Below are 26,459 nucleotides of genomic sequence, written 5' to 3' on the forward strand. Positions count from 1 at the left end.
GCCGGCCGCACTGCGGCGACGGCCTGATTTCTGCGCGGCTCCAGCCGCTCTCAAGGGCACTTGAACAATGGAAAGAACTCCCGAACAGCAAGCCAAGCGCGTGGATCGACTGGTCCGGAAGCATAGCGGCGGCCGCTTCCGGAACCTGCGGCATATGGTGACTACAACGGACTATTCGCCAAGCTTGCGCGCCAGCGACCCGCAACTGACCGAGATCGCAAATGCCTACGATAAGGCGCAGGCCGCACGGGGTTGCCCGCGCCGCGCGTGCCGCTGATCAATCGCTGCGCGCAACTTTCGGGCGGTAAGTCGATGCGTACCGTGGCCTCCAATGCGGGCACCCCGACCGCACTTGCGGATCATCGAATGAAAAACGGCTACTGAGGGACCGAAGTAATGTCTGCCGGGGATAACATCCTGCCATACCCAATAATGCGCGCATTTCCGCGCAGTACAGGAAATAGCGACCGATAAGTGCAGATTTACGCGCACATTTGGAATTCACCACTATGCGCGTATAGTTGCACTTATCTTCCGTAAATGGCGTTTGTGGCCGGAAATACGCGCATATGGACAGTACCCCAATCAAGAGCCCTGACGAAATCATTGCCGACCTCGGCGACCGGATCAAACAGCGCCGCCTCGCCAGCGGCCTGACGCAAAAGACCCTGGCGGACAAGGCTGGGGTTTCGAGGCGGGCACTGGTTCAGCTCGAGGCTGGCACCGGCTCCACCCTGCAAACTTTGGCGCGCGTGCTCAAGGCGATGGAGCTGGACAACAACCTGTCCATGCTCGTCCCCGTCCCGCGCGTCAGTCCCATGTCCATGCTGCGGGACAACCGCAGCCGAAAGAGAGGTGTTCGCTGATGGCGCAGTTCAAGCATGTGGACGTCATTGAGGTCCACATCTGGGGCCAGCGTGTCGGCGCTGTCGCTGCAGATCCGAGCGTGGCCGCGTACGTGTTCGAGTACGACCCCAAGTGGCTGTCCAAGGGGAGCGACCTGGCTCCCTTCAACATGCCGATCAGCAGCGCCAGCCCGTCCTTCGTCTTCCCAACGTTGCCCAAGGAAACGTTCATGGGGCTGCCGGGCATGTTGTCCGACGCCCTGCCCGATCGCTTCGGCAACCAGCTGATCGATGCTTGGATGGCCCAGCACGGTTACACCCCGGAGCAGATCACCACCTTGGACCGGCTGGCCTACATGGGCAAGCGCGGCATGGGGGCATTGGAGTTCCGCCCGTCCCGCGCCGGCAACACCAGCTCCTCTGCGCCCCTGCAGATGGCATCCCTGGTGGAGGTGGCGCGCCGCGCCGTACAGGGCACCCTTGGCGACGACGAAACTTCCGCCAACGCCCTGAACAGCATCATCTCAGTGGGCACCTCCGCCGGCGGTGCGCGGGCCAAGGCGGTGCTCGGCTGGAACCAGGCGACCGGCGACCTCGTGTCAGGCCAGTTCGATCTGCCGGACGGCTTCGAGCACTGGCTGCTGAAGTTCGATGGCATGGGCCTAGATCGCGCCCTCGGGCCAAGCCAGCAGTACGGACGGATCGAATACGCCTACTCGGAGATGGCCGGCGCGGCGGGTGTCGTGATGAGCCCGTGCTGGCTACTGCAGGAGAATGGCCGCGCGCACTTCATGACCAAGCGATTCGACCGCGTGGGCAATCAAAAGGTCCACGTGCAGTCGTTGTGCGCCATGCGACACATGGACTACAACGCCCGCCAGACCCACGCCTACGAATCGCTGTTCCTGACCGCGGCGGAGCTGAAGCTTGGGGATGAGGCGATGACGCAGCTGTTCCGGCGCATGGCCTTCAATGTCGCCGCACGCAACCATGACGACCACACTAAGAACTTTGCCTTCCTGCTCGCCCAGGGCGGACAGTGGGAGCTGGCGCCGGCCTACGACGTGACCTTCGCCTATGACCCCTCCAACATCTGGCTCTCGCACCACCTGATGTCGGTCAACGGCAAGAACGATGACATCGACCGGGAGGATCTGATGACCGTAGCAGCGCGGTTCTCCATTCCTGGAGCAAAGGCGGCCATTGAGGGCGTGAATGCTGCGATCGCCAGCTGGCCCAAGTACGCGGCCACGGCGGGCGTACACGATGATGAAATCCGGCGCATCGCCGAGCTGCACGTGAAGCTGTGATGGAACAGGCCGATCTGACCCCCGAGCAGGCCGAGCTGGTGAAGCGCCAGCGCGCCGCAGAGTCAGCGGCAAAAGAGCGGGCCGAGCGCGTACTGAAGGACCATCCGTCGAACTTCAGCCGGACTGAGGAATTGCTGCGCCAGGCGCGAACGGCAGATCAGCAGGCCAAGCGCATCCGGCTGGTGCTGGCTGCAGCGTCCGCCTGGGGCGATGAAATTGCCCCCATCGCCGCCTGCCGGCGCGGGTGCAACGCCTGCTGCCACATCCCAGTGGTCATCACCTCTGCGGAAGCGAGGTTGATGGCTCAGGCATCTGGCCGGCGAGTGAAGGTAAAGCCCGGCAGCATGACTGTTGCAAAATTCATCAAAGGGGCCGACCACTCGGCCCTGTCCGAGGGTAGCGAGCATCGCGGCGTGCCCTGCCCATTCCTGGTGGACGGCGACTGCAGCATTTATGAGAGCCGGCCATCGGCATGCCGAACGCACTTCTCGCTGGCCGAGGACGATCTGCTTTGCAGGGTCGTACCTGGGCATCCTGTAGACGTACCGTTTGCAAACGCCACCATGGTAGGAGCTATGGCAATCGGCTTCACCGACGCAGGAGAGGTCCTGGGCGACATCAGAGACTTCTTCCCACCAGTGCAAGAACCCGCACCGAAGGAGTGAGCATGACCAAAGATGCAGGAAGACCGGCGGAGCACACTGTAGAGGCAGTCCAAGCACTTCATGGACGCAACCTTGCCATGCTGTCGCCTGTTGAATCGGAAGTGCCGAACAATTTCATCCCGCAATGGCGCAAGTTTGGCGTGTAGGTGCGTATCGACACAGATGCCGATCCAGAAGATATGCAGGTTGCGGGTTCCCTCGGGCCAACAGCACCGTGAAGGTGACATTCCTTTAGTAAGAGTCGGCATGAACCGCAGCACGGAAACGCGTGGTAGGTGCCGCATGGCCGACGATGAAGGCAAGAAATTAGAGACCCGCACACGGGTGTGTTTTGACATTAATTGAGGGAGAAATACTTGAGCGAGATTGAAGAGACATTGAAGGCTGCCGCGAAACGGCTTCGCCTTGGGGAAAAAGGGGAAATCAACGCTGACAGGCTCGAAGCTATTGCCCGGGCATTGAATGCGCCACACGGGTACATCGTCATGATTGGCGGGGCTGCTTACCGACACGATCTATGTCGTTCGTCAGCCCTGGGCGCTCGCAATGCAGCGATTGCTTCAGGGCTCTCGCCCGACCAATTCACTGTTGAGCCCATCTTTGTCCTGAGAAAATAGGCAGCTTGCTGTTGTGCTCTAGAGCAGCAACTTTCTGCGGAAGGTTGAAGTGCTGGAATGACAATGCGCTTGATCAACGTATCACCGGCGACACCACCGGTACCGGATGATTGAAGTTATTCGCGTGGCTAGGCCGCCGTACCTGTCAACAATACACATCACTCGCGGCCGGCTCTTGGCGCGCTGAGTTCGTTCATCAAGACATAAGGATGCTGTAGGAGGAATACGCATGGGAGTACACAGCACCACTTACATCGCAACGACCGTGGCCCGGCGGCTGTACAAGGAAAATGTCGGCTCAGATCTGGAAGTTACCGACAAGCAGCTGGAAGACTTCTACGATCGCGTCTTGGATGACCACCTGTACAACTGCCTGTTGGTAAGCGACGACTCGGAAAACCTGAAGCCGGCCCTCGGCAGGACCGCGATTTCCGAGTTAGCGCTGACTGAATACCTGACCCGCTACATCGCCGAGAATCCCGGAGAGCGGCACAACAGTGTCACTGGTGAGAACGCCAAATTGAGGGGGATGCTGGCCCAGAGCTACTTGGGCCTACCAACTGGGGTGGACTTCACCAGAGACACTGCAGCAGAGATCGAGCGGAAGCTCGAACATTTCCGCAGCTGGGCATGTCCGCGTGATGATGGGTAAGCAAGTGCGCGAGAAAAACACTACAAGAGTCGTAGCTCATATTCAGGGGAGAGAGGCGCGCCGGCGAAGCTGGAGGATGCGCCTGTCAGGTCAGTCCATACAGAATGTCAGGCGCATCCCTACATGCCAGCGGATTCCCCACACCTAAAATGGTCACAGTGGTTTCCACCGACCTAGATAGCTCATCAATTGCCACTCGATCAATGCAAGCGGATGCAAGGTCACAGTGGCCGTGATACACCGCCGCAATGTGCAGCTCCAAATCAGCATCCTCCTTGACCAACACTTGAGACCAATCAATGCAGCCAGACCCCAAACCTATGAAGCTCGCCTCCTACAAGACAATGATGACCTTGTGGCGTGCTGAAAGGCGCCGTGCCCTCCTTCAAGCTGGCATCCAGGTCGTCTTTGTTACAACCGTATTGACTGTATTGGGACTGCTACTTCCAGATGGCACCCTCACGATGTCCCTTGGCCAATGGATTGTTGGCGCTTTCGTTTTTTCGATCATCATGGCCATTCCGGTCTATCTCAGGATTCTTGGCCCCAAGCCAAAGCCTGCGGATGTAGAGGCCAACCGCGCATTACGACGCGCCGCCGGGATGGATGACTCAGTGGAGGATGTGGATGCGCATTAAGTCTCTAGTGTTCATGGTTGTTGGCTTCGCCATTTTAATCGCCGTTTTCGTTGAAAACTTCCTCTGGCTATCGGATGCGCAGACGCCCGAAGCAACACTGTCTGCTGATGCATGCGCGGCCATTGTCGCTGCTAACTCACAAGCGGAAATCCTTACCAGCATTAACAGTCAAGTCATCGTTTACGGGCCTGTTGAAGCATCGGCCGCGAAATCGTTATGCAACCCTGCTGGGAATGTCGTTTCACCGCTCCCCACCTCTACGGGCGCAATGCGGCACGCTACTGTCGCTCGGATCCCTCAGGGATTGTGCAAGGAGCTGGCTGGCGTTATGTCCATGAACATTGGCGCGCTGGTTCGAGTCAACGGTCAACGACTCCTGCAGGGACACCCGCACCAGACATCAGCCGTAAACTTCTGTCGGGATGGTCAAAACGATGTCGAGGTGACGTGGGCTGTAGATCGTCCCGACGGACTCCCAGCATGGACTGCAATCTCCAGCAGTAGCAGTTGAAAGTAACGAATCAGCTAGGTTCACATCTTTCAGCAGCCCCGGGAGTGGGCCACTCATGGAGGTTATTAGTTTCCTCCGTATAGGCTCTTAGTTGATCGATGTAGTCGCCTTCCAACTTGGCCTTCCGCAACGTGTAGTAAGCAATTTCATAGCCAATAAGACACAACTCAAGAGCTGCCAGGAGATGCGATCCCTGCGTGATAAACGTGTAAATGCACAGCGCGGCGATCAATGCCGATCGGAACCGCATCGCGCGCTTGGCGTTGATGATTTTGGATCGTGTAGGGCGGCCCATATGGTGAACAACCCATTCCTTCGGCAACTCCCGTAGTTGATCTTTGCTCAGCTCATTAAACCTCACGTCGGCAAACTTCATGCCTTCTCCCTGTCCAGGTTATTGATGTGTCCATTCTGGCGCCGCTGCCCAGCTTACTTGGCGGTGCTGTCCAAGTGCTTGGTTGTACGGAACCTAGCAACTTTCCGGCACGATTTGAGATGGTTAACTGGTGACAACACCAATCGCCAATGCCGCCATGACCAACGTCTCCGAAGATCTCCGCACTGCCCGCCGCGTAGCCGTCTTAGGCATGTTCGACTTCACCTGCAAACAGGTGGCCATGGCCCTGACGGTAGCCGAGCAGCGTCACTCCGGCCGTTGTGTGGCCATCATCAGCGGCCGAACGCCTTCCTTTGCGATGGTTCATTCCCTCGGCGAGCTGCAGCGCGTTGGCACGCTGGCCAACGGCAACCCTGATTTCACCAACCTGTTCGCGGCCGATAATGAGGGCCTGGAACTGCAGACCCTCGTGAATACCACGGATGATTTCCGCGAATGGCTGGACGATCCGAAGTTCCGCATCCTCACCGACGCTGAGCTGGCTCTGCTGGATAGCATCCACCGCAGTGGTCCGGTGCGCGATGCCCCGCTCTCTTCCGCACCCGCTCCTGACATCAAGGTCGTGCGTGCCCTGTGGTCCAAGCGAGGCCAGGCCTGCTGTGCGGTGCTGGCAGACCAGCTTGCCACCCTTCGCGAGGCTCTCATCCAGGCCGAGGCTGAAAGCGGCCAACGCACGGTGGCACCGGTTGGCCCCTACTGGCTGTCCGGTGAGTCCAAACTCCTCGTCGTCGGCAATCACATGGCCAACGGCGAACTGGAGATGGACCATCCATGCGATACGGATTTCGACCGTGTCGGCGATGAAACCATTGTGGCCTTGTCCGAGGAACTGGAAGGCTGGAATCGCCAGGACATCAGGTCGATGACCGCAGCGGAGCTGAAAGTTGCCAAGAAATCCGACATGGACTGAGGGGGCCATTCCATGCGGGCACAGGTCGCAGATCCAACCGGTGCCCGCCAATTATCAAATGCCACGGCACGCCTTTTGCTTGTCGGGGTAAACCTTTGGAAAGCCACTATGACCAAGCGAAAGTCCCGGAGAATCATCACTGAGCGCGCCGTAAGGCGAGCATTCGCACACGTGTTCCGCGATCAGGCCTCGCTGGAGAAGGCGATCACGGATTTCATGGGGGGGTACCCAGTTCCTCCGCTCTGGAGCATGGCCGGCGTTCGTGCCTCATTCGGTCGCAGGGCTGCACGCGTGTGGGCCAAGCATCTCAGGCACTTGGGCGCGGCCCACTACCCATCCAACGGCAGGAACCTCGTCCCGGTTGTGCAGCATCTGGCCGATTTTGGAGTGGACGCGCTTCCCTCTCCGCTCCCAGCCCTGACCGAGGGTCTGCCAGCTGGCAGGCTGATCCTGATGGACGAATCCTGGATGTTCACCAGCAGCCCCGAGTTCAGCGAACTCATGCGTCGATCCAGAGCCAGCACCCAAAAGATTGGTGATGACCTGATCAAAGCAGTGCTGGAGGCGGCTAAGGATTCCGCCGACCCGGAGGCTCAACCAGCGGTCTAAGCGCTGGAAGTCGGCGGCGGTTACAAACCGAGGCCCATCTGTCTCGGCTCTGCGTCCATCCATTATCGTTCATAGGCAGATAAGGCCGATGGGAGCACTCCCGGCTGGTCGACCACATAGAAGGGATTCAATGTCAAAGACGCGCCGCATGATCGCCGGCCTGGTCCTGGTTCTCGCACTCACCACAGGGTCGGCGGCAGCTGACCCTGCCCGCCTTGGCAGCACGGCCTCGCCCGTTGTGATGGTGAAGGGGCGGTCCACGCAGGACGTCATGAATGCCATCATCGGAATGACCCTGCCGGTAGGCATGACCCCGGTGCGCCAGGATGCCAACAGCCTGGTGTTCGAGTATGAGCTCGGCATGTGGCAGTCCGTTGCCGTGCAAATGGCCCAAGGCAATAGCGGCTGGCAGCAACCCAAGGGCCGGCAGACGTTCACAATGGCGCAGGTGGGGCCGGATGTGATGGTCAATGCCAAGACCGAGATCGTGGCAAAGAACATGTTCAATGCCAGCAACACCGTGGCGCTCACCAGCAACACCGCCTACAACGATCAGTACCTTCTGCTGCAGTTGATCGCAGCGCTCGCCGAGGGCCGCTTTCTCCAGGGCGACCACAACATGCTTGGGATCGAGCGCTACAAGAAACCGACTCGAAAGACGAAGACCGTCGGCATCATCATCGATAGCCTGGTGTCGGGTGCTCCAGCAGAACGCGCAGGCCTGCGGCCAGGCGACATGATCACCGCAATCGGTGGCATGCCCACAGCCGAGCAGTCGGACATGGCCCTGACCTTTATGGGTTGGCTGCAGGACGGAACGGCCAGGCTCACCGTCAAGGGGAAGGGGGAGGTTCTGGTGATCAAGAACCCCCGCCCTGGCCAGCCAGCGCAGGGCGCACCGCCGCCGGAGGTGTTCGCCTCTCCGCAGCCCATCGTTCCGCCGCCTGCCCCCACGAAAGAACGTTGACCTCCTATCGCCACTGCCCTTATGACCAGCTCTCCTGCTCTATCCCCGACTGACGTCCAGCTGCTACGCGCTGTAGCTGCCGCCGCATGGAGCCAAGCTCCTACTGGAGCCGGCCAGGTCGCGCTCCACTGGAACGGGAACCGGTACCGAGCCCGCTTCAATGGCCCGGACATGATCGTGCTGCAACCCGACGGAGGTGTCCTGGTGACAATCCATGGCACATCCAGAGCCAGCCTAGCCGCGCTAGGGAGCCAGGAGCAGCATGAGCGCGTGGCGCTTCGCAGGGCGGTGGATCAGGCCATCCTGGACCTCGAGAGTCACCGCCCCTTGGCGAAGGAGTACGCCGATGCGCACGCCGCCACCCTGGCGGACCTGACGGGACGCCTGAACCTGCATTCATCACGCCTGCGACATCTCCACATCGCTCAGCTGTGGGTCGGGGGCTTCGGACTGGCGTCTGTCCTGCTCGGCCTCTGGATTGGCCGGCCGGGCGGCGGCGTTCTATCAGGTGCGGCCTGGCAGGTCGTAGGGTTCAGCCTGATTCTGGCCGCAGTCGCTGGCATCCCTAAGCTGGCCAAACGCGCAGCATGGCAAGCACAGCAGTGCATCGAGGATCTGAAGTCCAAAGTATTCCCCGACACCAGTCCTACGACGATCTCGGAAGACCAGCGTGAATCGATAGCTGCCATCGTTGCCGAAGAGCCAGCCCTTCAGCTCTACCTGGAGCGTTGGTGCAATGATGCTGGTGGAATAACCGCCGTCGATCTGGCCGTCTTAGAGAGGGCCGTCATTGCAATGCGCGCACTCAAGCAATACGACCTGACGCACCGACAGATCCAGGGGCTCATGAGCCACCTAAGCGGATCATCCGCGCAAGCTTGACACGCTTCCCCCGCCCGTCGTGACCCCAACGAAGAAGGTCACAACCGGGGTTGAAAAACCCTCGGTTGGGATGCAGTAAGGGAGAATTCGGGCGAATTCGTTGGATACGAGGTGCGCGAGTCGGCGAAGCTCCCATAAAAAATCTCGGCTTCGGCACTGGCAACCAAAACGCCGCGTGCATTGCCCCCCTCACTTCCTGCCATGTGCGGGCCCATGCGTACTCATTCGACTCCTGTCCTATCTTGATGATCCTTGCAGGACGTTCTATCAAAACCGTTGCCAGGCTTGCCGTTGTGCGGCGCCCAACTTTGTGGATCCGGTGCTTCAGATATTCTGGCTGGATCCAACCAATCCCCGGAACAGCCGATGACCGCAGAATCCCCCACCGAAGGCCTGGCCCTCACCTTGCCCATGATCGCCAATGCGATCTACCAGGCGCTGCACAACGAGAGTCCCGCTGGGAACGTTGTCGCCATGCTCGATGGCGAGGAAATTACCCGCATCGAAGTGCCGGACGACAGTGATGCCGAGTACCCCGCTCCGGCCGCAACTACTAGGATTGAGCTGCAGGTGTTCAACAAGGTCGTCACCGTGAACAAGGTGCTGAGCGCCGGTAGCGACATCATCTGGATGGAGACCGACAATCAGGATCGTGTGTTCATCACCTTTCGACCCATCGCCAGCCGATTGCCGCTTTCGTCCGTCATCAACCCCTTCCCGGCGGGGAATTGATCGACCCCCACAGCCCCGGCATAAGGCAAGGTAACTGGCGAGAGTGGCCTGCTCTCGCTTTATTTGTACTCTTATAGGTATACTCAGCCACGCAGTGTACCTATATAGAATCAATTGGAGGCCGCATGCCCGCGCCACTGCCTGCCATTTCCCCGACCACTGAGTCCGCGTTGGCTGACCTCGGGGAACACATTCGGAATGCCCGCTTAAAGCGCCTGCTCACCCAGGAGATGCTGGGGGAGCGATCTGGTGTCGGTCGCCGGGTAATCGCCAAGCTGGAGAGGTCTCCGGGGAACGTCCCGACCGGTGTGCTGCTGGAGGTACTGGGCGTTTTCGACCCGAACATGGTCGCCAATGCGGTGGCCGCGCTGGCCAACGACCCCATTGGCGAAACCCTGGCCCGTCAGCGCATGCCAAGCCGCGCCGTGCCGGCCAAGGATGACTTCTGATGACTGGCGAACTCTACGTCTTTGCGCCTCGACTGGCTGTGACTGGCGGACTGGAGTCAGAACCGGATATATGTGGGCGGATCCGCTGGGTCGATGGCGTTGGTACCTTCCGTTACGCCAAAGAGTGGCTCGAACTGCCGCGAAGCTATGCACTCGATCCGGTTAACCTTCCGCTGATAGCCGGCGACAAGAACTTCACCGTCAACAAGGGCGTACCTGGTGTACTGGCTGACGCAGGCCCAGATGGCTGGGGTAAGGCCCTGTTGGAGCGCATGCGGGGTGGGCTGCCGTCTCCGCTCGAGGCCCTGCGCCTGACCAGCGGAAGCGGCACCGGGGCCCTGCGCTTCTCGCAATCGCGCACGAAGCCATCGCCCCCGCGGAGAGTGATCGCACATGTCTCACTGAACGAGCTCGAGCAAGCCGCGCGAGATGTGGATGCCGGTATCCAGCTCGAGCAGCCGGAGCTGGAAGAGGTCTTCTACGCCGGCAGCGGTCTCGGCGGAGCAAGGCCAAAGGTGTTGGTTACTGAGGGCGGTACCGAATGGATCGCCAAGTTCGCCAGGAAGTCCGACACCATGGACATCCCAACCCTCGAGGCGGCCTGCTTGACCATCGCATCCATTGCCGGTCTTGACGTGCCGGATCACCGCCTTGTGAGCCTCAATGGCCGTAAGGCGCTACTCGTGCGCCGTTTTGATCGCGCCGACGGTCACCCGCTGCACTACATGAGCTTCCACGCCATGCTGTCGTTAGAGCGACTGGGCCCAACGGCTACGATCCCCCCTGGTCCGCTCACCTACAGCAGCCTGGGAATGACCTGCCGGCAACTAGGTGTCCCCGATGCTCTAGCCATCTTGTTCCGCCGAATGCTCTTCAACGTGTGCATCGCCAACACCGATGATCACCTGCGGAACCACGGCTTGCTCTTCGACGGAGCCTGGAGGCATGCCCCCACATTCGACTTGGTCAGCATTGGCGATAGCTCGATGGCTGTTGGCATAGGCCAAGACGGTCGGGCCAGGACGATAAAAAACGCCCTGAGCGCTGCTGACCGGTTCGGTTTCTCGCAGGCCGAGGCTTCAGATGTACTGGCCGAGGTCGCCACCGCTGTCGCCGGTATGGAAGCGCGACTGCTCTCCTTGGGGATGCCAGCCGGCGACGCCGCCGTCGTGCAAGCCCGGTGCCTCCCTGGCTGATCGGACTCTGACGCTGTCGCACTGTCTTTGACGGACCGTCAAGCACGGTCTGCAAGAAGTATGCGCGGTCCTTAGATAGTCCTCACAGTTCTTGCCGGAGGGATGTTTCCTCATGCCTTCCAGCCGCCTAACCTCCAAGAATCGGGGTCAGCGCGCACGGGGACCTCTGATCGCGGGCCAAGGACTCGCAGCTCCGGGCCGTTTTTTTTGAGCGTCAGTTGCAAGGCGGTCGGCCTGATCTAGATCTTTGCACGCCTGGTTGTGATGCAATCGGAAATCGACAGCCAATGACCGCCCACGTAGAGCTGACCTACCTGCCCGACACCTTGGACAAGAAGGCCATCATGACCCCATCGGCGCTCAACTGCGCCGCACGAGAGGTGGCTCGGGCGATGCACCTCCACGACATCCAGCACGCCAATCCCGCCGGAAAAGTACCCCGCCAGGATACGCGTAAGGAATGGCTGCTACTCAAACCGAATGGCGCCAAGGCGGCGTCCCTGGCTGTCCACTGCAGCCCGTCTAGCGGCAAGCCCAACAGCCCATACACCGCGGCTGTGCTGATCAGCAGGCACGCGCCGGTGATTCTCCTTGAAGCAAATGAGGGTGTGACCGATCACAAAGTCGCACGAGAGGTGATGATGCGGGCGTTTGTGCGCTGGGCGCTCGAGCTGCGGCTCGATCAAAGCCAGCTACCCGTACGCACATGAGTGAGGCTGGGAACAAGGATCATGATGTGGTCAGCCCACTATCCGATCGTCAGGTCCTGCTGCACGCATTGAAGGTGGTGGGATCCATAATCCACTTGGACAGCCATACTCCGTCAGCTCCTGAAATACTGCGCCGCATGACTTACTTGGACTGCCTGAGCGATGAGGATCGCCAGGCAGTAATCAACAAGGCCGAGTCCATGATGTAACGCCAAACGCCCCCTACGGTGGCGGGCTTAATCGCTTGTTGGAGCCGGATCGCTCTTGATGAGAAACAGCTCGAAGAATGCGGGATGCATCTGACGAGCGCCGGATTCCCACTGCTGCCATGCACGCATGGATGCGTGGATGAGCTCCCCCGCTTCAGTTTGGGTCAGCCCAGCCACCTTACGAGCGCGGACGATCTCAACGGGGCGAGGACTTGAAGCTGGCACCGATAGCAACTGGATCCCCATGGTTAGCCATCACCCTCAACGGGCATCTCGGCCACGTGGGCCACCTGATGGGTAGTCCAACAACGAGCAGACGGTGGGTCGAAGAACAGCGGCCCGTTGCTGACCATCCAAGGCTTCCCTTGCTCTTCTGCGAATCGGCACGCGGCCATGAATGCCTCGTTGCATCCGTGGTGCGTGAACTCGCGAAGGATGATCCCTTCCGGATCCTTCACGACGAAATGGCGAAGGCCAGCAGCACACACGATGTGCTTGATGAGCTGAAAGTTACGAATTTCCTCATCGCCAGTAAAGGTGTAAGCCGGCTCCAGCTGCTGATACTTGCAACAGATCTCTTCCGGGAAACCCATACGGGACAACGGGATGATCGATACCAACTGGATGATCTTCAGGCTATGTGACACGTCGGATTTGCTCACCCCGCTTCCCCGGGGCTTGGGTGTAGCCGCGCTACCCCAACAACGTACATATCAGGCCCGCTCAAAAAAGTTGGAACCGCCTCCCGTTCCTTTCAGAAGAGCAACTTTCTGTGAGCGAGCGGCCTGCTGCAATTGACCTTCCACCGCACATTGGGGACGCCACGTGAGCCTTTCCTCCATATCAATTCCCGATCTACCAACGCCATCGCACTCGCTGACCACCAGCGATGGGCTGAGTGTGCCCGTGTACACCGCAGGAGAGGTGATCGAAATCACGAATGCATTTCTGATCCAAGCCGCTTGCGACACTTGCTTCGACGATGGCATCCACGCCACGGATGGAAGCGGCCCTTACGATTGCTACGCCTGCGGCAAAAAGGCCAAAGACGAACCCACAAACGCGACCAAAACTGAGGCCTGATCCCGAATGAAGATCGTAAAAGGTGACCTGATCCAGATGGCAATGGAAGGTAAGTTCGACGTAATCGTGCATGGCTGCAACTGCATGCACACCATGGGCGCCGGAATTGCCAAGCAGGTGAAGGCTAAGCTTCCTGAAGCCTACGATGCCGACTTGGCTACCCGCCGTGGTGATAGATCTAAGCTCGGCGCCTTCAGCTCTGTAGTCGTGGCGCGCGGAGGATTCGCTTTCACGGTCGTCAACGCTTACACGCAATACGACTGGCGAGGTATGGGGATCAAGGTCGACTACGACGCTGTGGCGCGTGCATTCAATGCGATCGCACGGGAGTGGCACGGGAGCCGTATCGCATACCCCATGATAGGTGCGGGATACGCCGGCGGCGATTGGAACAAGATCTCGGCAATCATTGATGAGGCACTGAGCGGCCTGAATCACACGCTGGTTGTGTTGGAAAAATGACCGCCGAAGGAACCAACTTTTACGAGATATCAAGCGCAAATGCCGCTGCGCTCCGAAGGATGGTATCTACGCCCGCTGATGCCAGGCGCCAAGCACTGAACGAACTGGCAGCCCAGCTGGGACAGGAGTTTTTCGTCGATCTGTTCGCACAGTTCATTGGCTTGGCCAACCAGGTTGTAGATAACGCCAGAGAGCATGCGCAGGCAATGCTTGTGGCTGAAGGTGGTGTGCATCCCTACACCGCCGAGAAGATCAACATGCCGTCCCTTGTTGGAGCGCTGCAGGGTGTGCAGCTTGCCGACGGTATCGACACCGCCAGCTTGTGCCACGGATGCGCTTTCAGACTGGGCAGCATCGCGAACACCTGTGACCCAACCACCTCCGACGCGGACTGGTGCTCGCAACCAAACGAGCGGCCGTTCATGTGCCATGCCGATTTGGACGCAGTTGGTGATCCGACGCAGGCCTGCAAAGGCTTTGCGCAACGACGCCGCGCGGTGATAGCAGGCGCGCCAGGATTCACCTGATTGCTCGCGCAACTTTTCCGGGTCATCGAGTTTGGAATGATGGGGCTCAATCCACCCGCGAGATCTGCCGATGTCTGCAGTTGCCACAAAGCCCGGATCAATCGTCAATGTCGACGGCTGATATCTGCATTCTGGAGTGCTTCCCCTGACCTGTATGCACCGGATGCCCTCCCCTCGCACTCAAGTGAAGTCGGCCCAGCCGGCGACTGGACCGCCTCCCAATGCGGACTGCTCGTAACCGCAGCCCAAATCGCGGCGGTTAGGGCGCAAGCCCGCGCTCCCAGGCATATAGCCTTCATCTATCCACCAGAGCCAAAAGCTGCTGGTCGTCCTATTGGGCCAATGAGGAACTGGTCCAGGACTCGACATCGACCCGTGCAAGGACGCCAACGTCCAGTACGGACATCCACACATCACTAATAGAGAAATAGATGCCCATCATCGCTCTTATCGCTCTCGCGTCACTCGCCGCAATCCTGTTCATCGGCACTCTGGTAGCCGTAGCCTTCCGCCGTGTCGTTCCGACCAACGAAGTTCATATCGTACAGACGGGCAAGCTGACCACCTCGTACGGCAAGGATGAGTCCGCAAACTCCTACTACGCTTGGCCGGCCTGGGTTCCGGTCATTGGCCTGCGCGTCATCGTCCTGCCCCAGTCGGTGTTCGAGGTCAACCTCGCCAACTATGATGCATACGATACGGGCCGAGTGCCCTTCAAGGTCGATGTCTTCTCGTTCTTCCGTATTTCGGACGCGAACACTGCCGCCCAGCGCATTTCGACATTCGAGGAACTGCGCGAGCAGTTGGAGATAATCGTCCAAGGCGTTGTGCGCACCGTCCTGGCAAAGGATGACATCAACGTCATCATGGTCGAACGCTCGCGGCTGGGCCTGGCATTCAGCGAGGAGCTCGGTGACCAGCTTAAAAACTGGGGCGTTGAGCTAATGAGGTCGGTCGAGTTGACCGACATCCGCGATGCGGATGGTAGCGTCGTCATCCATAACATCATGGCGAAGCGCACTTCCGAGATCGACAGGGAGAGTCGCTTGGTTGTGGCCAGCAACCGACGCGATGCTGAAATGGCTGAAATCGAAGCGGGCCGTGAAATCGAGATGTCCAGGCAGCAGGCCCAAGAGCAGATCGGTAAGCGCTCTGCCGAGAAGGACAAGGCTGTTGGTATGGCCCAAGAGCAGTCCGAGCAGGAGATCAAGGTCGAAAAGGCGAAGACCGCGGAGCGCGATGCTGAAGTGCGTCGAGTGAATGACGTCAAGAGTGCAGAGATCGCCCGCGACGTCGAAATCGTTCGTGCCGAGCAGGACCAACGCACCACGATCATCAACGCCCAGGCGCGCAAGGAAGCAACTGTCATCGAGGCTGAAGCCGACAAGCGTCAGGTCGAGTTGAAGGCAGAAGGCCAGCTGACGGCGCAGCTGAAGCACGCCGAAGGCGTCGAGGCGGAAGGTAAGGCGATCGGCGCTGCAGAGCAGGCCCGCCTGATGGCGCCGGTGAATGCTCAGATCACCCTGGCGAAAGAGATCGGAACCAACCCGGCATACCAAAGCTACCTGCTGGGCAACCGCGAGATCGAAGCGAACGAGGCAATTGGCACTGCCAATGCCGCCGCGCTGGAAAAGGCGGATGTGAAGCTGATCGCCAATACCGGGAGCAACGTGAGCAACGGCATCACCGGCATCGCCGACCTGCTCTCCCCCAAGGGCGGTCAGGCCATGGGCGGAATGCTGGAAGGACTGATCCAGTCGCCGGCAGCCAAGGCCATCCTGGAGCGCGTGGTCGGCATCGGCGACCAGCCGGCCCCGGCCGCCCCCGCAGCCCCGGCAGCGAGTGCTGAGCCGGTTGCGAGTGAAGCAACTGACGCGGCCGACGACGAGCAGCAGAATGCAGCAGGCGCACAGAAGGCCACCGCCGAGGCCTGATTCCTGCACAACCGCAGTAACCTTGAAGGGGTGGCCACTGGCCGCCCCTTCTCTTTTCCAACTTTTTGGCCGCTGCCGTCATGATGAAATGGCTGTGTCAATCGCAATAGAACGTCCGCATGAAACTGCAAACCAAACTGCATTCCACGCTGCACGCATCCATCGACGTAGAGACCGCAGACAACAACCGCTCTTCCATTTGCCAGGTGGGGGTGGTGCTCTACGAGCATGGCGAGCAGGTGGAAACCTACGAGACCCTTGTAGATCCGCGCGTTCCGTTCGGCATGCGCCAGACCCGCGTCCATGGACTGACCGCTGCTGATGTTGCCGGCGCGCCGACCTGGCCGCACGTCGCCGGCAAGCTCCGCCAGCTGCTGGATGGCATGGTGCTCAGCGCACACTCCATGTTCGACAAGCAAGCAGTGGAAGCTGCCAATGCCCTGGCCGGGCTGGCCAACTTCAATGTCCGTTGGCTCAACACGGTGAACGTTCTGCCGCGCGCATGGCCGGATGACTTCAATGGACAACCCTGCGGACTGCAGCGCGTCTCCGAGGTCTGGGGCCTTAAATTCCAGCACCATGACGCCTTGGCCGACGCCAAGATGTCAGGCCTCATCTTGGCCCGGGCATGCCGCGCGCACGGCCTGACCCCCGAGCAGTGGCTGCAGCGCTGCAATCTCCCGGTCGGGGTGTACGCATGAGCCGGTTCGCCTTCCTGTTGACCCTGTTCGCCGGCGACGCGACACGCGAGTTCACCTACGGATCCCGTGGTTGCGGCGAAAACGAATTGCACCTGACTGACCAGTCCGACTGGGACTTTCCGGTCATGGAGCCGATCAGCCGGGCCGAGGTTGAAATGAAGAACGGCGCAGGGTCGAGCAAGGTCCTCACGATCAATGGTCCCGTCTACCTGAAGCTGTGCGATGCACCAGGAGTGATCGAGGGGATGTTGGAGGCGATCAGCCGCGGTAAACCCGCATCAGAAGCCCTCGAACAGGCCAAGTTGGCGGCCTACATCGCTGGCTAGGTTTCGATATCGCGCTGTGGCGCGATATTTCCCGCGCGGCCCTAGGTGGAAGCGATTGGCTGCCACCCAAGGGAAGTGGGGATGTCTGGCAAAGGCCATGTCAGAAAATAGATCCGGGAGCGGATAGGACCGCTTGTGAGTACCGGACTAGGGTCGAGGGGGGTTCAAATCCCCATTCCCCCCACACGCCCACTCCCCCAAGTGCGGCACGCGTGTCATTCGCGCCAGCTGCGCGAGCGGGCCAGCCGACTACCTGGTACCAATTTCCAACTTTCTCGGCGGCAAGCGATTGGGATGATCGACTCGTCCCAGTCACCGAGCACCGAAAGCCTATGAAAACCGTGGAAGCACTTATCCCGCATGTACTTCAGCTCGTGGCCACCAGGAGCGGGGAGTCCCCAGTAGCTCCCTCATACCTGAAATGGAGCCAGAGCTTGGGCGCGTTCACGATGGCGCCTGTAGATCAAGCTTTCGTTTTCCCCTCCTTCCTCTTGGCATTCCGTTTCGCGCGTTTCACTCTGGGGGATAGTGGCCTCGTCTTTATGCCAAAAGCAGCATCCGAGCGCACACCGCATGAAGTCTTCCGCATGAAGAGTTGCCGCTCGTGCGGCTGCACAACCATCTTCGCTTGCCCCTCGCACTGCAGCTGGGTTGAAACGGACCTGTGCTCCGAATGCGACAGGTCGGCAAGAAGCTTGGTGGCTTGGACCGTCTACGCAAGGCCGACGGATATGCCCGGCCTGCATGTAGCCCGAATGACTCTCGATGGAGTACCCACTGAGAATGTGCTGCAGCACGAAACTCTCGAAGGTCTACGCCTCCAGATTCCAACTGGTTTGATCCGGGTTCCCAGGGCGGCAGGTGATCCCAAGAGCGTTGTCGAAACCTGGATGTGATGTAACGAAATCTCCAACTTTTGCAGCTCCCCGCTCATGGTGAACTAGATCCATCTACCCGTGAGCGGATTCCTATGACCACCAAGATGCAATCAAAGCTTTCGCCCGCCCTGAATTTCCTTTCGGCGGCCGTCGATGCGTTGCCGAAAGCTCTCGGCGACCGGGATCGCTCAGGAACCTTGAACGATCTCATGTCGATCGCCATCAGCAACCGGATGGAGTTCGGCCGCGATGACCATGTCGCCCTGGGTGAGTCCAAGTACCGAATGAAGACCTGCGTAGGAGTGTTCGCCCCGTTGGCGGATCACTGGTACTTCCGTGCATGCGTAGCCGGCGGCACCTACGCCCGCATGTGGGAAGAGTTCATGGGAATGAAACCGTGGAAGGCCGCTGAGGCCTTCACCAATGGTGATATTCGCAATGCGAGGAAGAACCAGCGCATGGCTCCCGGTCTGGGCCTCACCTTGCCCACCGACGATAAGGCCGACAAGGACTTGCAGTACACGTCGCAGGGCACGGTCTGGTGGTGTACCAGCATCAGCGACGACAAGCTGATCCTTTGTGCGTACACCGGCGGGGCAAGCCTCTACGGGCGCCGCCCCGAAGGTAGCCCGAAACGACGCCGTACCTTCAACCGCCAGGAGTGGGCCGAGCTGATGGCAGCACTGAAGCCTGAAGCAAAGGCTGCATGACCATGGCTAGCCTGGAATGCAAACCCGGTGATCTGGTGCCCGCAGCCGCCGACTGCTGCAGCATGTACGAGGACCCCGCACAGTCCACCACGGACATCCTGCCAACGATCGACGCCCTCATCGACAAGGAAGCGCTCTTCGTCGTCAACCATAGTGGCGGCAAAGATTCCCAGTCCATGCTGATCCGTCTGCTTGAGCGCGTTCCGGCCAAGCAGATCATTGTCATCCACGCATCGCTGGGTGAAGTGGAGTGGGAAGGAGCGCTCGAACTTGCGCAGCAGCAGGCCGAAGATGCGGGCCTGCCATTCATCGTGGCCACTGCCGTCAAGACGTTGTTCGAGATGGTGGAGCATCGCTACAAAGTGAGGCCTGGTCCGAACTCCCCATGTTGGCCTTCGAGCGCGAATCGCCAATGCACTTCCGACCTCAAGCGGGGGCCTGTAGAGCGCGAGGTTCGTCGATATGCCAAAGAGCATGGCTACAAGACGATTGTAAGTTGTCTTGGAATTCGTGCCAAGGAATCGCCTGGTCGCGCGAAAAGACCGTCCATGTCCAGGAACCTGCGCGGAAGCGTAGCCGGCCGCGACTGGTACGAATGGCTGCCGATCCACGATCTGACCAAGGACGAAGTCTTCGGCGTCATCGCAGCGGCAGGCCAGAAGCCCCACTGGGCCTACGCTGCCGGCAATGATCGCTTGTCCTGCGTCTTCTGCATCATGGGTTGCGCGAAGGATCTGGCTAATGGCGCCAAGCACCGGCCGGAGCTGTACGCGAAATACCGCGAGATCGAGGAACGAACCGGGTACAGCATGCACCAAAGCCGACGCACGTTGGACGTGATGGTCGCATTGGGCCAAGAGGCTCTGAACAACGCGGCCGATCCGGCCGCATCACAACTTCCCAAAGATGCCACAAAAATCGACGTGGCACTGATCGCATGAGCACTACTGCAGCAACTACCCTCCCCGACAACGTCCAGAGGACAGATGTGGGCTTCATCGCCCGCATCCGCCGTGGACGCAGATCCTTCACTAAGCACTTCCGCCGTTCCAAGTACACGGGCGATGACGCGGCCCTGTCTGCCGCAGCGACCTGGGTGGACACCACGCTGCGCCAGCTTCCGCCACCCGCTAACGGCCTCGGCTCAATTCGCAAGAAGACCCTCTCGCACAAGCGCTCTGGCGAACCTGTGGGGGTAAGCCGCACGGTCGCCCTCAACCCCGCCAACCCAAACTACGAGGGGAGTTTGCGATTCCTGGTCAACTGGAACGATTCCACGGGCAAGCCCCGCATCAAGACTTTCGTGGCTGGGCCGGTGGCCAAGATGACTACTGACCGGGAGGCCCACGCCCACAAAACCGCCCTAGCCTTCCGTGCGGCATACGAGAAGAGCCGGCAGATGGGGGTTCCCTTCAACCCTGATCCCTTCAGCCGCTGGCGCGCGACCAGGTTGTACTGACCGGTCTGGCACGCTGCAGTCAATCCAACCGCTGCCCTGAGACAACCAGTTACGCCGCAGCCTTGGGGCCATAGCGCCCTATCCTGCTCCTATCCAAAAAGCCGCCGTTGATCGCCGGCAATGCCCGATAAACCGAGGATCTATGTTCTTCAACAACCTGACCTTTTTCCGCTTCCCCACCAGCATCGATCTCTCCGAGGTGGACACCCTGCTGCCCCAGGTTGTGCTGAAGCCCGTCGGCCCGCTGGAAATGACCTCCCGTGGCTTCATCTCCCCGTTTGGCCGCGAAGAGAAGGCGGTGTTCTCCCATCGCATCGGCGACGCACTTTGGCTGACGGTGGGCGGCGAAGAGAAGATCCTCCCGAACGTGGTGGTCAATGACCTACTGGCGCAGAAGATCGAGGAGCTTGAAGAAAAGGAAGGCCGCAAACCTGGTGGGCGCGAGCGCAAGCGCCTGAAGGAAGATCTCCTGCATGAGATGCTGCCCCGGGCGTTCGTGAAGAGTTCGCGGACCGACACCTTCCTAGACCTGCTGCATGGTTACGTCGTCGTGGACACTTCCAGCCGCAAGACCGGCGAGAACGTCATGAGCGACATCCGCGGAATGCTCGGCAGCTTCCCCGCGATGCCCCTGAACGCCGAAGTGGCACCGCGCTCGATCCTGACCGCGTGGATCGCTGGTGAGCCGTTGCCAGAAGGGTTGAGCCTGGGCGAGGAATGCCAGATGAAGGACCCGGCAGAAGGTGGTGCTGAAGTCACCTGCAAGAAGCAAGAACTGCGGTGCGATGAGGTGGACAAGCACCTGGACGCCGGCAAGCAGGTGACCAAGCTGGCCCTCATTTTCGAGGACAACCTGTCTTTCGTGATCGGCGATGATCTGATCATCCGCAAGCTCAAGTTCCTCGACGGTGCGCTGGATCAGCTCGGGCATATCGAAGAGGAAGGCCGTCGCGCAGAACTGGACGCCCGCTTTACCCTGATGTCTGGCGAGGTCCGCCGCCTGTTCTTGCTGCTCGAGCAGGCGTTCAAGGTGTCCAAGGCGGATTGATCATGTCCATGAGCATTAACGCACAGGCCACTGTCTCCGGCGCACCCCCTGAGACTGACGGGCTGAAGCCACACCAGTACGACGTACTGGTCGCTTCGGTGAACATCGCCCGAGAGCGTGGGATCAGGAGCCTGCCGCTGCTCCGCGCAGCGCTCAGTGAGCAAGGCCATGCGGAAGAAGACATCGCCGCCGCGCTCAGCACCTGGTCCCAGTACGAAGCTGGCAAACGTCAAGACGTGCGCGACGCCGCATAGGGCGCGCAACTTTCGGACCGGCGCGTTCCAGATACCTTGATCCGTATCTCCTCAAGGAACGCGCCGCATGTCCACCACCACTGCATTTGCATTGATCAACCAACTCGCCACCGCCCTCATCGCCTGCGACGAGCTTCTGCGTGAGATCCGTGCCGAGAACATGGATGGCTCCGAGGATGCCGTCGGTGCAGCCCTTGAGCGCTCCTACGAGGCGCGCTTGATCGTTGCGAAGTTGGACCTGCATGCATTGCCGGAAGACGGCTCCCTGTCGGGCCAGCTACTTGCGGCTCTGCAGGCATGCGCCCCCTATACCCACGCCGCGCTTCGTGACGGCGATGCGGCTGCTGCTGATGCCTCGAGCAAGGCGGCCACGGCCATCACTGCCGCCTTAATCCATCGCGCCACAAATGCGCCGGCCGAGACGGCGGCAGAAGAACTGGCAAACGCGGTTCGTTCGGCCCTCGCTGATGGCCCCGCTGGGTATGCCGCGGAACTGAAGGCCGGCCTGTCCTCGCGGCTGGAACTTGACGATCAGCTCTACCTGGCGAACCGGCGAATCGCCGAGCTGGAATCCGAACTGCGGCTGCAGGTGGATGACCACCAGCAAACCGTCACCCAGTGCGAAGAGGCACGGTTCGGCCAATTGCAGGCGCTGCTGAAGCTCGAAACGGCCTGCTTGCGCCCTATGCCGGACGTGGACTATCTGTCCAACATCATCCGCGAGGTCGACGGTAACAACTCCCTGGGCGCCGGCGCGCTCGCCGAAGCCATCCTGTCCAAGCTGGACGGCTGGGCAATGCCGCTCGGCGTATCCAAACCTGTCCAGCCGCAGGCCCTAGACGTCGTCCTGGATTCCTTGTTCCCGGGCAAGTGGGACCGTCATACCCGCGACAACTGGCGGGCACCGGTGGCAAAGGCCATGTGCAAGGCGCTACCGCACCTTTTCGCCGGCATGCGTGGCGAGGGTATCGAGGGAGTGCTGCACTCCCTCCACGGCTCGCCCGTTGTGAATTTCACCCTACCCCAGGTACTGGAGCTGCTGTCCACCTTCGGAGGAGACAATGCCGAGGTGGCCGTCCAGAGTCTGCCAGCGCGCACAGTCGGGGAAGATCAGCTGCCTGCCGGCCTGTACGCGCACTTCACCGATTGCCCGGAAGAGGGCACCTTCTTCCTGGGGGATCATGATCCGGACATCGTTGTTGAAGCCGGCAAGCTCGACGCCACATTGATCACCTACCTGACCGAGAACTGCTTGGACCTGCGCTGTGTCAGCACCCCCACGGGAGGCGGCGATGCCGAGGTCGAGTGGGTTGTGATCGAACACCACCAAGCAGAGCCGCATGATCGTGAGATCGGCCGCGCTTCTAGCCCTCGCAAGGCGATCACTGCCGCGCGTTCCAGCCAGGACTGATCAGCGTCCCACCGGGTGAGACACGCCGCGGCGCAAGCCGCGGTGGCCCAACCAAGACTGCGTGGCCACGCCAGCACTGCCCTGCACGAATCCACCCTGCCCTTATGGGCCGTGCTGGCTGCGAATATGAGGGCCATCTGCGCCTTGGTGACCGTTGCCTGATCCACGCCAGCCAGTCGCGCGGTAGGCCTCGCGTTGCGCGCGGGCGATCAACTCCTTGTCCGGCAAGGATCCGCCCGTTTCTAGGTCGATGCGATCAATTGCGGACTGCATGCTCCGCAGGCGATGCGGGTCCGAAGCGAACTCCCTATGCGTGCGCTGCCACTCCGCCGTGGCCTCAGACCATCTCGAACCCGAACCCCCTGCGCCCGGGCCGCTTGTGTTCAATCCAGCTGCAGGCGCGCCGAGAACGGAACGTAGCCAGGTCCAGTCCAGCCTATCTCGGAGGCCGAACACCAGCGGCACCACTACGGCGGCCAGAATCAGCAGTCCGGTGCGGGCGCGTGTCCTGCGTCGGCTGTGGGTTTGGATGATCACATGCATGACCGGAGCCGGGGCTTCTCTCGTGGCGATGGGAATGTGTGGCGGCGCTGGTGCCCTCAATGGCGGCGCTTCGCCGAACCTTTGCTGCAGCTTCGCCTTGGCCTGCTCGGCGCTCCGAACTGCAGCCGCAGCCTGCCTTTGAGCGTCTGCCCGCTGGCCTGCCAGATATCGGTCATAGTCAGTTCGCTTGTCCGCATCGCCGACGATCGCGAATGCGATATTGATCCCCCTGAGGCGGTACTCCCCCTCCGCTGTGGGCTTGTAGCGATCCGGGTGGTACTTCTGGGCCAGCGCTTTGAAGCTCGCGCGGATGACCGCGGCGTCAGCATCCTCAGCAACCTGGAGCATTTCGTAGTGTGTCGGCGGAGGCGGTACGGGTTGCATCTGCTGCCCTGTGCGTGGCGATCCTTAGTGGACACCAATCCCTGATCGGAAAAGTATCGTTCAGGAATTAGGCCCCCGCGATGGTCTAGCTCGGCCAATTTTGACGGCGGTTACCGCGTGCTGGAATGGCGTCTTTCCTTTTCAGCGAGATCCAATGGGCACCCAGCTCTCATCCTTCGTCAAGGCCGGCAACAAAATCGAAGTCAAGGGGCGCCACTTCACCCTGGACAAAACGACCATCGAGGACGACATCACGGTGGCCACCTTCAAGACCGCGCGCAGCTCCTACCTCGGCGTGCTGTGCATCAAGACAGCCATCGCCGGACGACCGGGGGCTGAGGTCTGGTCGATCGTCGGCAACGGGCGGACGATCGCAGAGTTCGCAATCCACGAAGGGAAGCTGTTCCCGCTGCGATGAGGCTGTCGGACGTGCGAATGGGCTATCCATGCCGCCAAGGCGGCTGCCGTCGGCGATTCATTACCGGCATCTGGGAATGCAACTTTTTGGGCTCCGCTGGAATGGTGAGATAGCCCCAACGATCCGGAAACCCAGAGCAGCGCATGACGAACCTTGATCTTTTCGACGCCCCCAGCCAGAACGAAGGCCGCTTCGCGTCAACGGTCTCCGACGATGCAGCCGCTGCGTCGAGTCCGAACAGCGACATCCCGGCTCCCATCATCGCATTGGAGGGTGCGTATCGGGCGGAGCTTGCATTGCGCCTGGACGTTGATCAGAAGCTGGAACGAATCAATGCGCAGATGAACGGAAGTGGCTTCTCAACCTTCCAGAAGATCGACATTGCAGGCCGAGACGGCATCGCAATGACCAGCGACAAATTCACCGCATATGTCGGGCGAGTCGAGGAGTACGCACGCCATGCGCTCAGCGTAGACGGTGCGCCGTTCACTGCCTCACTACTCGATGTTCGCGTCAGTGGCCAGCAGCTCGTTTCCCGGGCCTACTATCCAAACCGTCGCCTAGATGATGCGGTCAGTGAACAGCGCCATCAGCAGGTTATCGAGTTCTTCAGCCCGATCGCTCTTTGGCGAGAAATCTACAAGTCGTTTGACCCCGCCGCACAGCGACGGGCCGCAAACATGAAACACGCTGAATCGATTCGCAGCTATTTCGGGATGCATCGTCAAAGCAATCCGGAAATGCGAAGCGTGAAGGGCCGTGTTGAGGTTGTGATACGGATATGGACCACGATCAAGAGGGACGGAGCCCGCCGCCTCTCCTACAACAGCAAACTGCATGAACTAGGAAGCGCCATGCAGCAGGTGATGATCGACAATGGCGTAGATGCTGGCTTCGGCTATGCGTTCGACAACCTGTGTCAGGATCTAAAGGAGTTTGGAAACCGCAACATCGTCAGTCGCGAGCGTGTGAATCTTGGTGACGGTGTCGATATCGTCCTCGGCTACGAGGCTTTCAAGCTGTACCTGCCGCAAGAGTTTGCAAACGCCGTGAACATATTTCTGGCTGAGTACCCGCAGGACGACGCCTGAGCCTAACGCGCGCCGCCAACTTTTAAGGGGCGGCGCGTCTGTCATCGTGGTTGTGTCCTCGAACACGACGAACCGCGCATGACCACTTGGTACCAGCCCCTCCGCGAAATCCGCAGCCTCGGCAGCCAGTCCCGCCGTCCGGGGAGCCTGGCCGGCCTCCATGCGGTGCGTCAGGAAAACCTATCCCAGTTCTTCACTGGCGATGAGCTTGCCCGTGTGGTCTGGGAGCTGGCCGTTGTTGGGCCGTCCGCATCGGCTGACCGCAAAGTGTCCGTGCTGGACAACTCCGTCGGTACCGGTCGTCTGCTTCAGTTCGCCGATCCCGCTCGTCACAGCATTGCAGGCGCCGACGTGCATGGCATGTCGATCGATGCTTTGATTGCTGCGACTGATGCCGCTGGATTCGATGCCGATTTCATCAACGCCGGCATGGAAACGATTGCCCCTCGTGGATTCGATTCGGCTGTTATCAATCCCCCTTTCTCCATCCACCTTGACGCCCCCACGCTGACGCCTTTCACCTGTACGACGTGGGGTAAGTACGGCCCCAGCTCGGCCGCCAACAGCCACGTTTATGCCCTGCACCAAGCTTTGGAGGCGGCACGGATAGTTGTGGCGGTGCTGCCTGCGACGTACGCCGCGCAAGCCTTCGCCGAACCCACCCTGGAGATGGAAGATCGTCTGCGGGCACTCATCGAGCTGCCGGCCGGTTGCTTCGCGCACGAAGGCACTCAGGTCGACGTGTCCCTGCTGGTCTTCGGCAAGGCCAAGCAGGGCATCCCTGCCAAGGCGTACGCCTTGACCATCTGGATGGCCCGCTGCCGCAGTTCGACGGCATGGACCTGGCCGAGAATGCCCGGCCGCCGCGGCCACTCTCCCGCACAACCGTGGAGGCGAACACCCCCAGCATCACGGGGGAGGTGACTGGAAG

Annotated in this window: 34 protein-coding genes; 30 read left to right on the plus strand and 4 right to left on the minus strand. The window is 60.4% G+C overall.

Annotated elements, in window-relative coordinates:
- The first annotated feature begins 569 nt into the window (after window positions 1–569).
- From ACVOLS_RS00260 to ACVOLS_RS00295, 8 genes are all read left to right on the plus strand, one after another.
- Window positions 570–866 (plus strand): helix-turn-helix domain-containing protein, encoded by a 297-nt coding sequence (locus tag ACVOLS_RS00260; RefSeq protein WP_481543931.1) that lies wholly within the window; start codon window positions 570–572, stop codon window positions 864–866.
- The gene (locus ACVOLS_RS00265) at window positions 866–2,155 is read left to right on the plus strand and encodes a type II toxin-antitoxin system HipA family toxin (RefSeq protein WP_481543932.1); all 1,290 of its coding nucleotides are present in this window, start codon (window positions 866–868) and stop codon (window positions 2,153–2,155) included. The genes ACVOLS_RS00260 and ACVOLS_RS00265 overlap by 1 nt, the downstream gene beginning before the upstream one ends.
- Window positions 2,155–2,820, plus strand: a complete 666-nt coding sequence (locus ACVOLS_RS00270; protein ID WP_481543933.1) for a YkgJ family cysteine cluster protein — start codon at window positions 2,155–2,157, stop codon at window positions 2,818–2,820. Before ACVOLS_RS00265 ends, ACVOLS_RS00270 begins: the two co-directional genes overlap by 1 nt.
- A gap of 2 nt (window positions 2,821–2,822) precedes the next feature.
- Window positions 2,823–2,966 carry a hypothetical protein gene (locus ACVOLS_RS00275; RefSeq protein ID WP_481543934.1) on the plus strand — a complete coding sequence of 48 codons (144 nt, stop codon included), beginning with the start codon at window positions 2,823–2,825 and terminating at the stop codon, window positions 2,964–2,966.
- 210 nt (window positions 2,967–3,176) lie between these two features.
- A complete protein-coding gene (locus ACVOLS_RS00280) occupies window positions 3,177–3,437 on the plus strand; it encodes a hypothetical protein (protein ID WP_481543935.1) in 261 nt (86 codons plus the stop codon).
- Between the two features lie 229 nt (window positions 3,438–3,666).
- Window positions 3,667–4,089 carry a hypothetical protein gene (locus ACVOLS_RS00285; protein WP_481543936.1) on the plus strand — a complete coding sequence of 141 codons (423 nt, stop codon included), beginning with the start codon at window positions 3,667–3,669 and terminating at the stop codon, window positions 4,087–4,089.
- Window positions 4,090–4,409: 320 nt separating this feature from the next.
- Complete coding sequence (locus ACVOLS_RS00290; RefSeq protein ID WP_481543937.1) at window positions 4,410–4,727, plus strand: hypothetical protein; 318 nt, start codon at window positions 4,410–4,412, stop codon at window positions 4,725–4,727.
- Complete coding sequence (locus tag ACVOLS_RS00295; RefSeq protein ID WP_481543938.1) at window positions 4,717–5,238, plus strand: hypothetical protein; 522 nt, start codon at window positions 4,717–4,719, stop codon at window positions 5,236–5,238. The genes ACVOLS_RS00290 and ACVOLS_RS00295 overlap by 11 nt, the downstream gene beginning before the upstream one ends.
- Before the next feature lie 10 nt (window positions 5,239–5,248).
- Here the strand turns inward: ACVOLS_RS00295 and ACVOLS_RS00300 are convergent, their stop codons facing one another.
- A complete protein-coding gene (locus ACVOLS_RS00300) occupies window positions 5,249–5,614 on the minus strand; it encodes a hypothetical protein (RefSeq protein WP_481543939.1) in 366 nt (121 codons plus the stop codon).
- 130 nt (window positions 5,615–5,744) lie between these two features.
- On the opposite strand from ACVOLS_RS00300, the gene ACVOLS_RS00305 reads away from it, so the two are divergent.
- The 8 genes from ACVOLS_RS00305 to ACVOLS_RS00340 all read left to right on the plus strand — a co-directional run bounded on the left by ACVOLS_RS00305 (window position 5,745) and on the right by ACVOLS_RS00340 (window position 12,090).
- Complete coding sequence (locus ACVOLS_RS00305; RefSeq protein ID WP_481543940.1) at window positions 5,745–6,545, plus strand: hypothetical protein; 801 nt, start codon at window positions 5,745–5,747, stop codon at window positions 6,543–6,545.
- Between the two features lie 108 nt (window positions 6,546–6,653).
- On the plus strand, window positions 6,654–7,154 hold the full coding sequence (locus ACVOLS_RS00310; RefSeq protein ID WP_481543941.1) for a hypothetical protein: 501 nt from the start codon (window positions 6,654–6,656) through the stop codon (window positions 7,152–7,154).
- 130 nt (window positions 7,155–7,284) lie between these two features.
- On the plus strand, window positions 7,285–8,121 hold the full coding sequence (locus ACVOLS_RS00315; protein ID WP_481543942.1) for a PDZ domain-containing protein: 837 nt from the start codon (window positions 7,285–7,287) through the stop codon (window positions 8,119–8,121).
- 171 nt (window positions 8,122–8,292) lie between these two features.
- Window positions 8,293–9,003 (plus strand): hypothetical protein, encoded by a 711-nt coding sequence (locus tag ACVOLS_RS00320; protein ID WP_481543943.1) that lies wholly within the window; start codon window positions 8,293–8,295, stop codon window positions 9,001–9,003.
- 366 nt (window positions 9,004–9,369) lie between these two features.
- A complete protein-coding gene (locus ACVOLS_RS00325) occupies window positions 9,370–9,735 on the plus strand; it encodes a hypothetical protein (protein WP_481543944.1) in 366 nt (121 codons plus the stop codon).
- Between the two features lie 125 nt (window positions 9,736–9,860).
- Entirely contained in the window at window positions 9,861–10,184 is a 324-nt protein-coding gene (locus ACVOLS_RS00330; protein WP_481543945.1) for a helix-turn-helix domain-containing protein, read from the plus strand.
- The gene (locus ACVOLS_RS00335; protein ID WP_481543946.1) at window positions 10,184–11,380 is read left to right on the plus strand and encodes a type II toxin-antitoxin system HipA family toxin; all 1,197 of its coding nucleotides are present in this window, start codon (window positions 10,184–10,186) and stop codon (window positions 11,378–11,380) included. Before ACVOLS_RS00330 ends, ACVOLS_RS00335 begins: the two co-directional genes overlap by 1 nt.
- A gap of 287 nt (window positions 11,381–11,667) precedes the next feature.
- Window positions 11,668–12,090, plus strand: a complete 423-nt coding sequence (locus tag ACVOLS_RS00340; RefSeq protein ID WP_481543947.1) for a hypothetical protein — start codon at window positions 11,668–11,670, stop codon at window positions 12,088–12,090.
- Window positions 12,091–12,547: 457 nt separating this feature from the next.
- Here ACVOLS_RS00340 and ACVOLS_RS00345 read toward each other — a convergent pair whose 3' ends face one another.
- Entirely contained in the window at window positions 12,548–12,961 is a 414-nt protein-coding gene (locus tag ACVOLS_RS00345; RefSeq protein ID WP_481543948.1) for a hypothetical protein, read from the minus strand.
- A gap of 163 nt (window positions 12,962–13,124) precedes the next feature.
- Between ACVOLS_RS00345 and ACVOLS_RS00350 the strand changes: the two genes are divergently transcribed.
- Together ACVOLS_RS00350 and ACVOLS_RS00355 are read left to right on the plus strand one after the other, a co-directional pair.
- Window positions 13,125–13,382, plus strand: a complete 258-nt coding sequence (locus tag ACVOLS_RS00350) for a hypothetical protein (RefSeq protein ID WP_481543949.1) — start codon at window positions 13,125–13,127, stop codon at window positions 13,380–13,382.
- A 6-nt stretch (window positions 13,383–13,388) separates the two neighbouring features.
- Complete coding sequence (locus ACVOLS_RS00355; protein WP_481543950.1) at window positions 13,389–13,844, plus strand: macro domain-containing protein; 456 nt, start codon at window positions 13,389–13,391, stop codon at window positions 13,842–13,844.
- 29 nt (window positions 13,845–13,873) lie between these two features.
- Here ACVOLS_RS00355 and ACVOLS_RS00360 read toward each other — a convergent pair whose 3' ends face one another.
- Window positions 13,874–14,479, minus strand: a complete 606-nt coding sequence (locus ACVOLS_RS00360; RefSeq protein WP_481543951.1) for a hypothetical protein — start codon at window positions 14,477–14,479, stop codon at window positions 13,874–13,876.
- A gap of 323 nt (window positions 14,480–14,802) precedes the next feature.
- On the opposite strand from ACVOLS_RS00360, the gene ACVOLS_RS00365 reads away from it, so the two are divergent.
- The 9 genes from ACVOLS_RS00365 to ACVOLS_RS00405 all read left to right on the plus strand — a co-directional run bounded on the left by ACVOLS_RS00365 (window position 14,803) and on the right by ACVOLS_RS00405 (window position 23,092).
- Window positions 14,803–16,305 (plus strand): SPFH domain-containing protein, encoded by a 1,503-nt coding sequence (locus ACVOLS_RS00365; protein WP_481543952.1) that lies wholly within the window; start codon window positions 14,803–14,805, stop codon window positions 16,303–16,305.
- A 119-nt stretch (window positions 16,306–16,424) separates the two neighbouring features.
- Window positions 16,425–17,006, plus strand: a complete 582-nt coding sequence (locus ACVOLS_RS00370) for an exonuclease domain-containing protein (protein WP_481543953.1) — start codon at window positions 16,425–16,427, stop codon at window positions 17,004–17,006.
- Window positions 17,003–17,332, plus strand: coding sequence for a hypothetical protein (locus ACVOLS_RS00375; protein ID WP_481543954.1), 330 nt, complete (start codon window positions 17,003–17,005; stop codon window positions 17,330–17,332). The genes ACVOLS_RS00370 and ACVOLS_RS00375 overlap by 4 nt, the downstream gene beginning before the upstream one ends.
- Window positions 17,333–18,302: 970 nt before the next feature.
- Window positions 18,303–18,920: a hypothetical protein gene (locus ACVOLS_RS00380; protein ID WP_481543955.1), complete on the plus strand. Its 618-nt coding sequence runs from the start codon at window positions 18,303–18,305 to the stop codon at window positions 18,918–18,920.
- Window positions 18,917–19,861 carry a phosphoadenosine phosphosulfate reductase domain-containing protein gene (locus tag ACVOLS_RS00385; RefSeq protein WP_481543956.1) on the plus strand — a complete coding sequence of 315 codons (945 nt, stop codon included), beginning with the start codon at window positions 18,917–18,919 and terminating at the stop codon, window positions 19,859–19,861. The genes ACVOLS_RS00380 and ACVOLS_RS00385 overlap by 4 nt, the downstream gene beginning before the upstream one ends.
- Entirely contained in the window at window positions 19,858–20,379 is a 522-nt protein-coding gene (locus tag ACVOLS_RS00390; protein WP_481543957.1) for a hypothetical protein, read from the plus strand. The genes ACVOLS_RS00385 and ACVOLS_RS00390 overlap by 4 nt, the downstream gene beginning before the upstream one ends.
- 142 nt (window positions 20,380–20,521) lie before the next feature.
- Window positions 20,522–21,427: a recombination-associated protein RdgC gene (locus tag ACVOLS_RS00395; protein WP_481543958.1), complete on the plus strand. Its 906-nt coding sequence runs from the start codon at window positions 20,522–20,524 to the stop codon at window positions 21,425–21,427.
- A 2-nt stretch (window positions 21,428–21,429) separates the two neighbouring features.
- Window positions 21,430–21,681, plus strand: a complete 252-nt coding sequence (locus tag ACVOLS_RS00400; RefSeq protein ID WP_481543959.1) for a hypothetical protein — start codon at window positions 21,430–21,432, stop codon at window positions 21,679–21,681.
- Between the two features lie 67 nt (window positions 21,682–21,748).
- Window positions 21,749–23,092, plus strand: a complete 1,344-nt coding sequence (locus ACVOLS_RS00405) for a hypothetical protein (RefSeq protein WP_481543960.1) — start codon at window positions 21,749–21,751, stop codon at window positions 23,090–23,092.
- A gap of 102 nt (window positions 23,093–23,194) precedes the next feature.
- On the opposite strand, the gene ACVOLS_RS00410 is transcribed toward ACVOLS_RS00405, so the two are convergent.
- The gene (locus ACVOLS_RS00410; protein ID WP_481543961.1) at window positions 23,195–23,983 is read right to left on the minus strand and encodes a J domain-containing protein; all 789 of its coding nucleotides are present in this window, start codon (window positions 23,981–23,983) and stop codon (window positions 23,195–23,197) included.
- A 190-nt stretch (window positions 23,984–24,173) separates the two neighbouring features.
- On the opposite strand from ACVOLS_RS00410, the gene ACVOLS_RS00415 reads away from it, so the two are divergent.
- The 3 genes from ACVOLS_RS00415 to ACVOLS_RS00425 all read left to right on the plus strand — a co-directional run bounded on the left by ACVOLS_RS00415 (window position 24,174) and on the right by ACVOLS_RS00425 (window position 26,452).
- Entirely contained in the window at window positions 24,174–24,437 is a 264-nt protein-coding gene (locus tag ACVOLS_RS00415; RefSeq protein WP_481543962.1) for a hypothetical protein, read from the plus strand.
- 143 nt (window positions 24,438–24,580) lie between these two features.
- Entirely contained in the window at window positions 24,581–25,528 is a 948-nt protein-coding gene (locus ACVOLS_RS00420; protein WP_481543963.1) for a hypothetical protein, read from the plus strand.
- 78 nt (window positions 25,529–25,606) lie between these two features.
- Window positions 25,607–26,452 carry a DNA methyltransferase family protein gene (locus ACVOLS_RS00425; RefSeq protein ID WP_481543964.1) on the plus strand — a complete coding sequence of 282 codons (846 nt, stop codon included), beginning with the start codon at window positions 25,607–25,609 and terminating at the stop codon, window positions 26,450–26,452.
- Window positions 26,453–26,459: the final 7 nt, after the last annotated feature.

The sequence above is a fragment of the Stenotrophomonas sp. STEN038 genome (genome assembly GCF_056759895.1).

Bases quoted from the DNA above. Each gene is read 5' to 3' on its own strand.
- ACVOLS_RS00260 (WP_481543931.1), top strand. From the start codon at position 570: ATGGACAGTACCCCAATCAAGAGCCCTGACGAAATCATTGCCGACCTC.
- ACVOLS_RS00265 (WP_481543932.1), top strand. From the start codon at position 866: ATGGCGCAGTTCAAGCATGTGGACGTCATTGAGGTCCACATCTGGGGC.
- ACVOLS_RS00270 (WP_481543933.1), top strand. From the start codon at position 2,155: ATGGAACAGGCCGATCTGACCCCCGAGCAGGCCGAGCTGGTGAAGCGC.
- ACVOLS_RS00275 (WP_481543934.1), top strand. From the start codon at position 2,823: ATGACCAAAGATGCAGGAAGACCGGCGGAGCACACTGTAGAGGCAGTC.
- ACVOLS_RS00285 (WP_481543936.1), top strand. From the start codon at position 3,667: ATGGGAGTACACAGCACCACTTACATCGCAACGACCGTGGCCCGGCGG.
- ACVOLS_RS00290 (WP_481543937.1), top strand. From the start codon at position 4,410: ATGAAGCTCGCCTCCTACAAGACAATGATGACCTTGTGGCGTGCTGAA.
- ACVOLS_RS00295 (WP_481543938.1), top strand. From the start codon at position 4,717: ATGCGCATTAAGTCTCTAGTGTTCATGGTTGTTGGCTTCGCCATTTTA.
- ACVOLS_RS00300 (WP_481543939.1), bottom strand. From the start codon at position 5,614: ATGAAGTTTGCCGACGTGAGGTTTAATGAGCTGAGCAAAGATCAACTA.
- ACVOLS_RS00310 (WP_481543941.1), top strand. From the start codon at position 6,654: ATGACCAAGCGAAAGTCCCGGAGAATCATCACTGAGCGCGCCGTAAGG.
- ACVOLS_RS00315 (WP_481543942.1), top strand. From the start codon at position 7,285: ATGTCAAAGACGCGCCGCATGATCGCCGGCCTGGTCCTGGTTCTCGCA.
- ACVOLS_RS00320 (WP_481543943.1), top strand. From the start codon at position 8,293: ATGATCGTGCTGCAACCCGACGGAGGTGTCCTGGTGACAATCCATGGC.
- ACVOLS_RS00325 (WP_481543944.1), top strand. From the start codon at position 9,370: ATGACCGCAGAATCCCCCACCGAAGGCCTGGCCCTCACCTTGCCCATG.
- ACVOLS_RS00330 (WP_481543945.1), top strand. From the start codon at position 9,861: ATGCCCGCGCCACTGCCTGCCATTTCCCCGACCACTGAGTCCGCGTTG.
- ACVOLS_RS00335 (WP_481543946.1), top strand. From the start codon at position 10,184: ATGACTGGCGAACTCTACGTCTTTGCGCCTCGACTGGCTGTGACTGGC.
- ACVOLS_RS00340 (WP_481543947.1), top strand. From the start codon at position 11,668: ATGACCGCCCACGTAGAGCTGACCTACCTGCCCGACACCTTGGACAAG.
- ACVOLS_RS00355 (WP_481543950.1), top strand. From the start codon at position 13,389: ATGAAGATCGTAAAAGGTGACCTGATCCAGATGGCAATGGAAGGTAAG.
- ACVOLS_RS00365 (WP_481543952.1), top strand. From the start codon at position 14,803: ATGCCCATCATCGCTCTTATCGCTCTCGCGTCACTCGCCGCAATCCTG.
- ACVOLS_RS00370 (WP_481543953.1), top strand. From the start codon at position 16,425: ATGAAACTGCAAACCAAACTGCATTCCACGCTGCACGCATCCATCGAC.
- ACVOLS_RS00375 (WP_481543954.1), top strand. From the start codon at position 17,003: ATGAGCCGGTTCGCCTTCCTGTTGACCCTGTTCGCCGGCGACGCGACA.
- ACVOLS_RS00380 (WP_481543955.1), top strand. From the start codon at position 18,303: ATGACCACCAAGATGCAATCAAAGCTTTCGCCCGCCCTGAATTTCCTT.
- ACVOLS_RS00385 (WP_481543956.1), top strand. From the start codon at position 18,917: ATGACCATGGCTAGCCTGGAATGCAAACCCGGTGATCTGGTGCCCGCA.
- ACVOLS_RS00390 (WP_481543957.1), top strand. From the start codon at position 19,858: ATGAGCACTACTGCAGCAACTACCCTCCCCGACAACGTCCAGAGGACA.
- ACVOLS_RS00395 (WP_481543958.1), top strand. From the start codon at position 20,522: ATGTTCTTCAACAACCTGACCTTTTTCCGCTTCCCCACCAGCATCGAT.
- ACVOLS_RS00400 (WP_481543959.1), top strand. From the start codon at position 21,430: ATGTCCATGAGCATTAACGCACAGGCCACTGTCTCCGGCGCACCCCCT.
- ACVOLS_RS00405 (WP_481543960.1), top strand. From the start codon at position 21,749: ATGTCCACCACCACTGCATTTGCATTGATCAACCAACTCGCCACCGCC.
- ACVOLS_RS00410 (WP_481543961.1), bottom strand. From the start codon at position 23,983: ATGCTCCAGGTTGCTGAGGATGCTGACGCCGCGGTCATCCGCGCGAGC.
- ACVOLS_RS00415 (WP_481543962.1), top strand. From the start codon at position 24,174: ATGGGCACCCAGCTCTCATCCTTCGTCAAGGCCGGCAACAAAATCGAA.
- ACVOLS_RS00420 (WP_481543963.1), top strand. From the start codon at position 24,581: ATGACGAACCTTGATCTTTTCGACGCCCCCAGCCAGAACGAAGGCCGC.
- ACVOLS_RS00425 (WP_481543964.1), top strand. From the start codon at position 25,607: ATGACCACTTGGTACCAGCCCCTCCGCGAAATCCGCAGCCTCGGCAGC.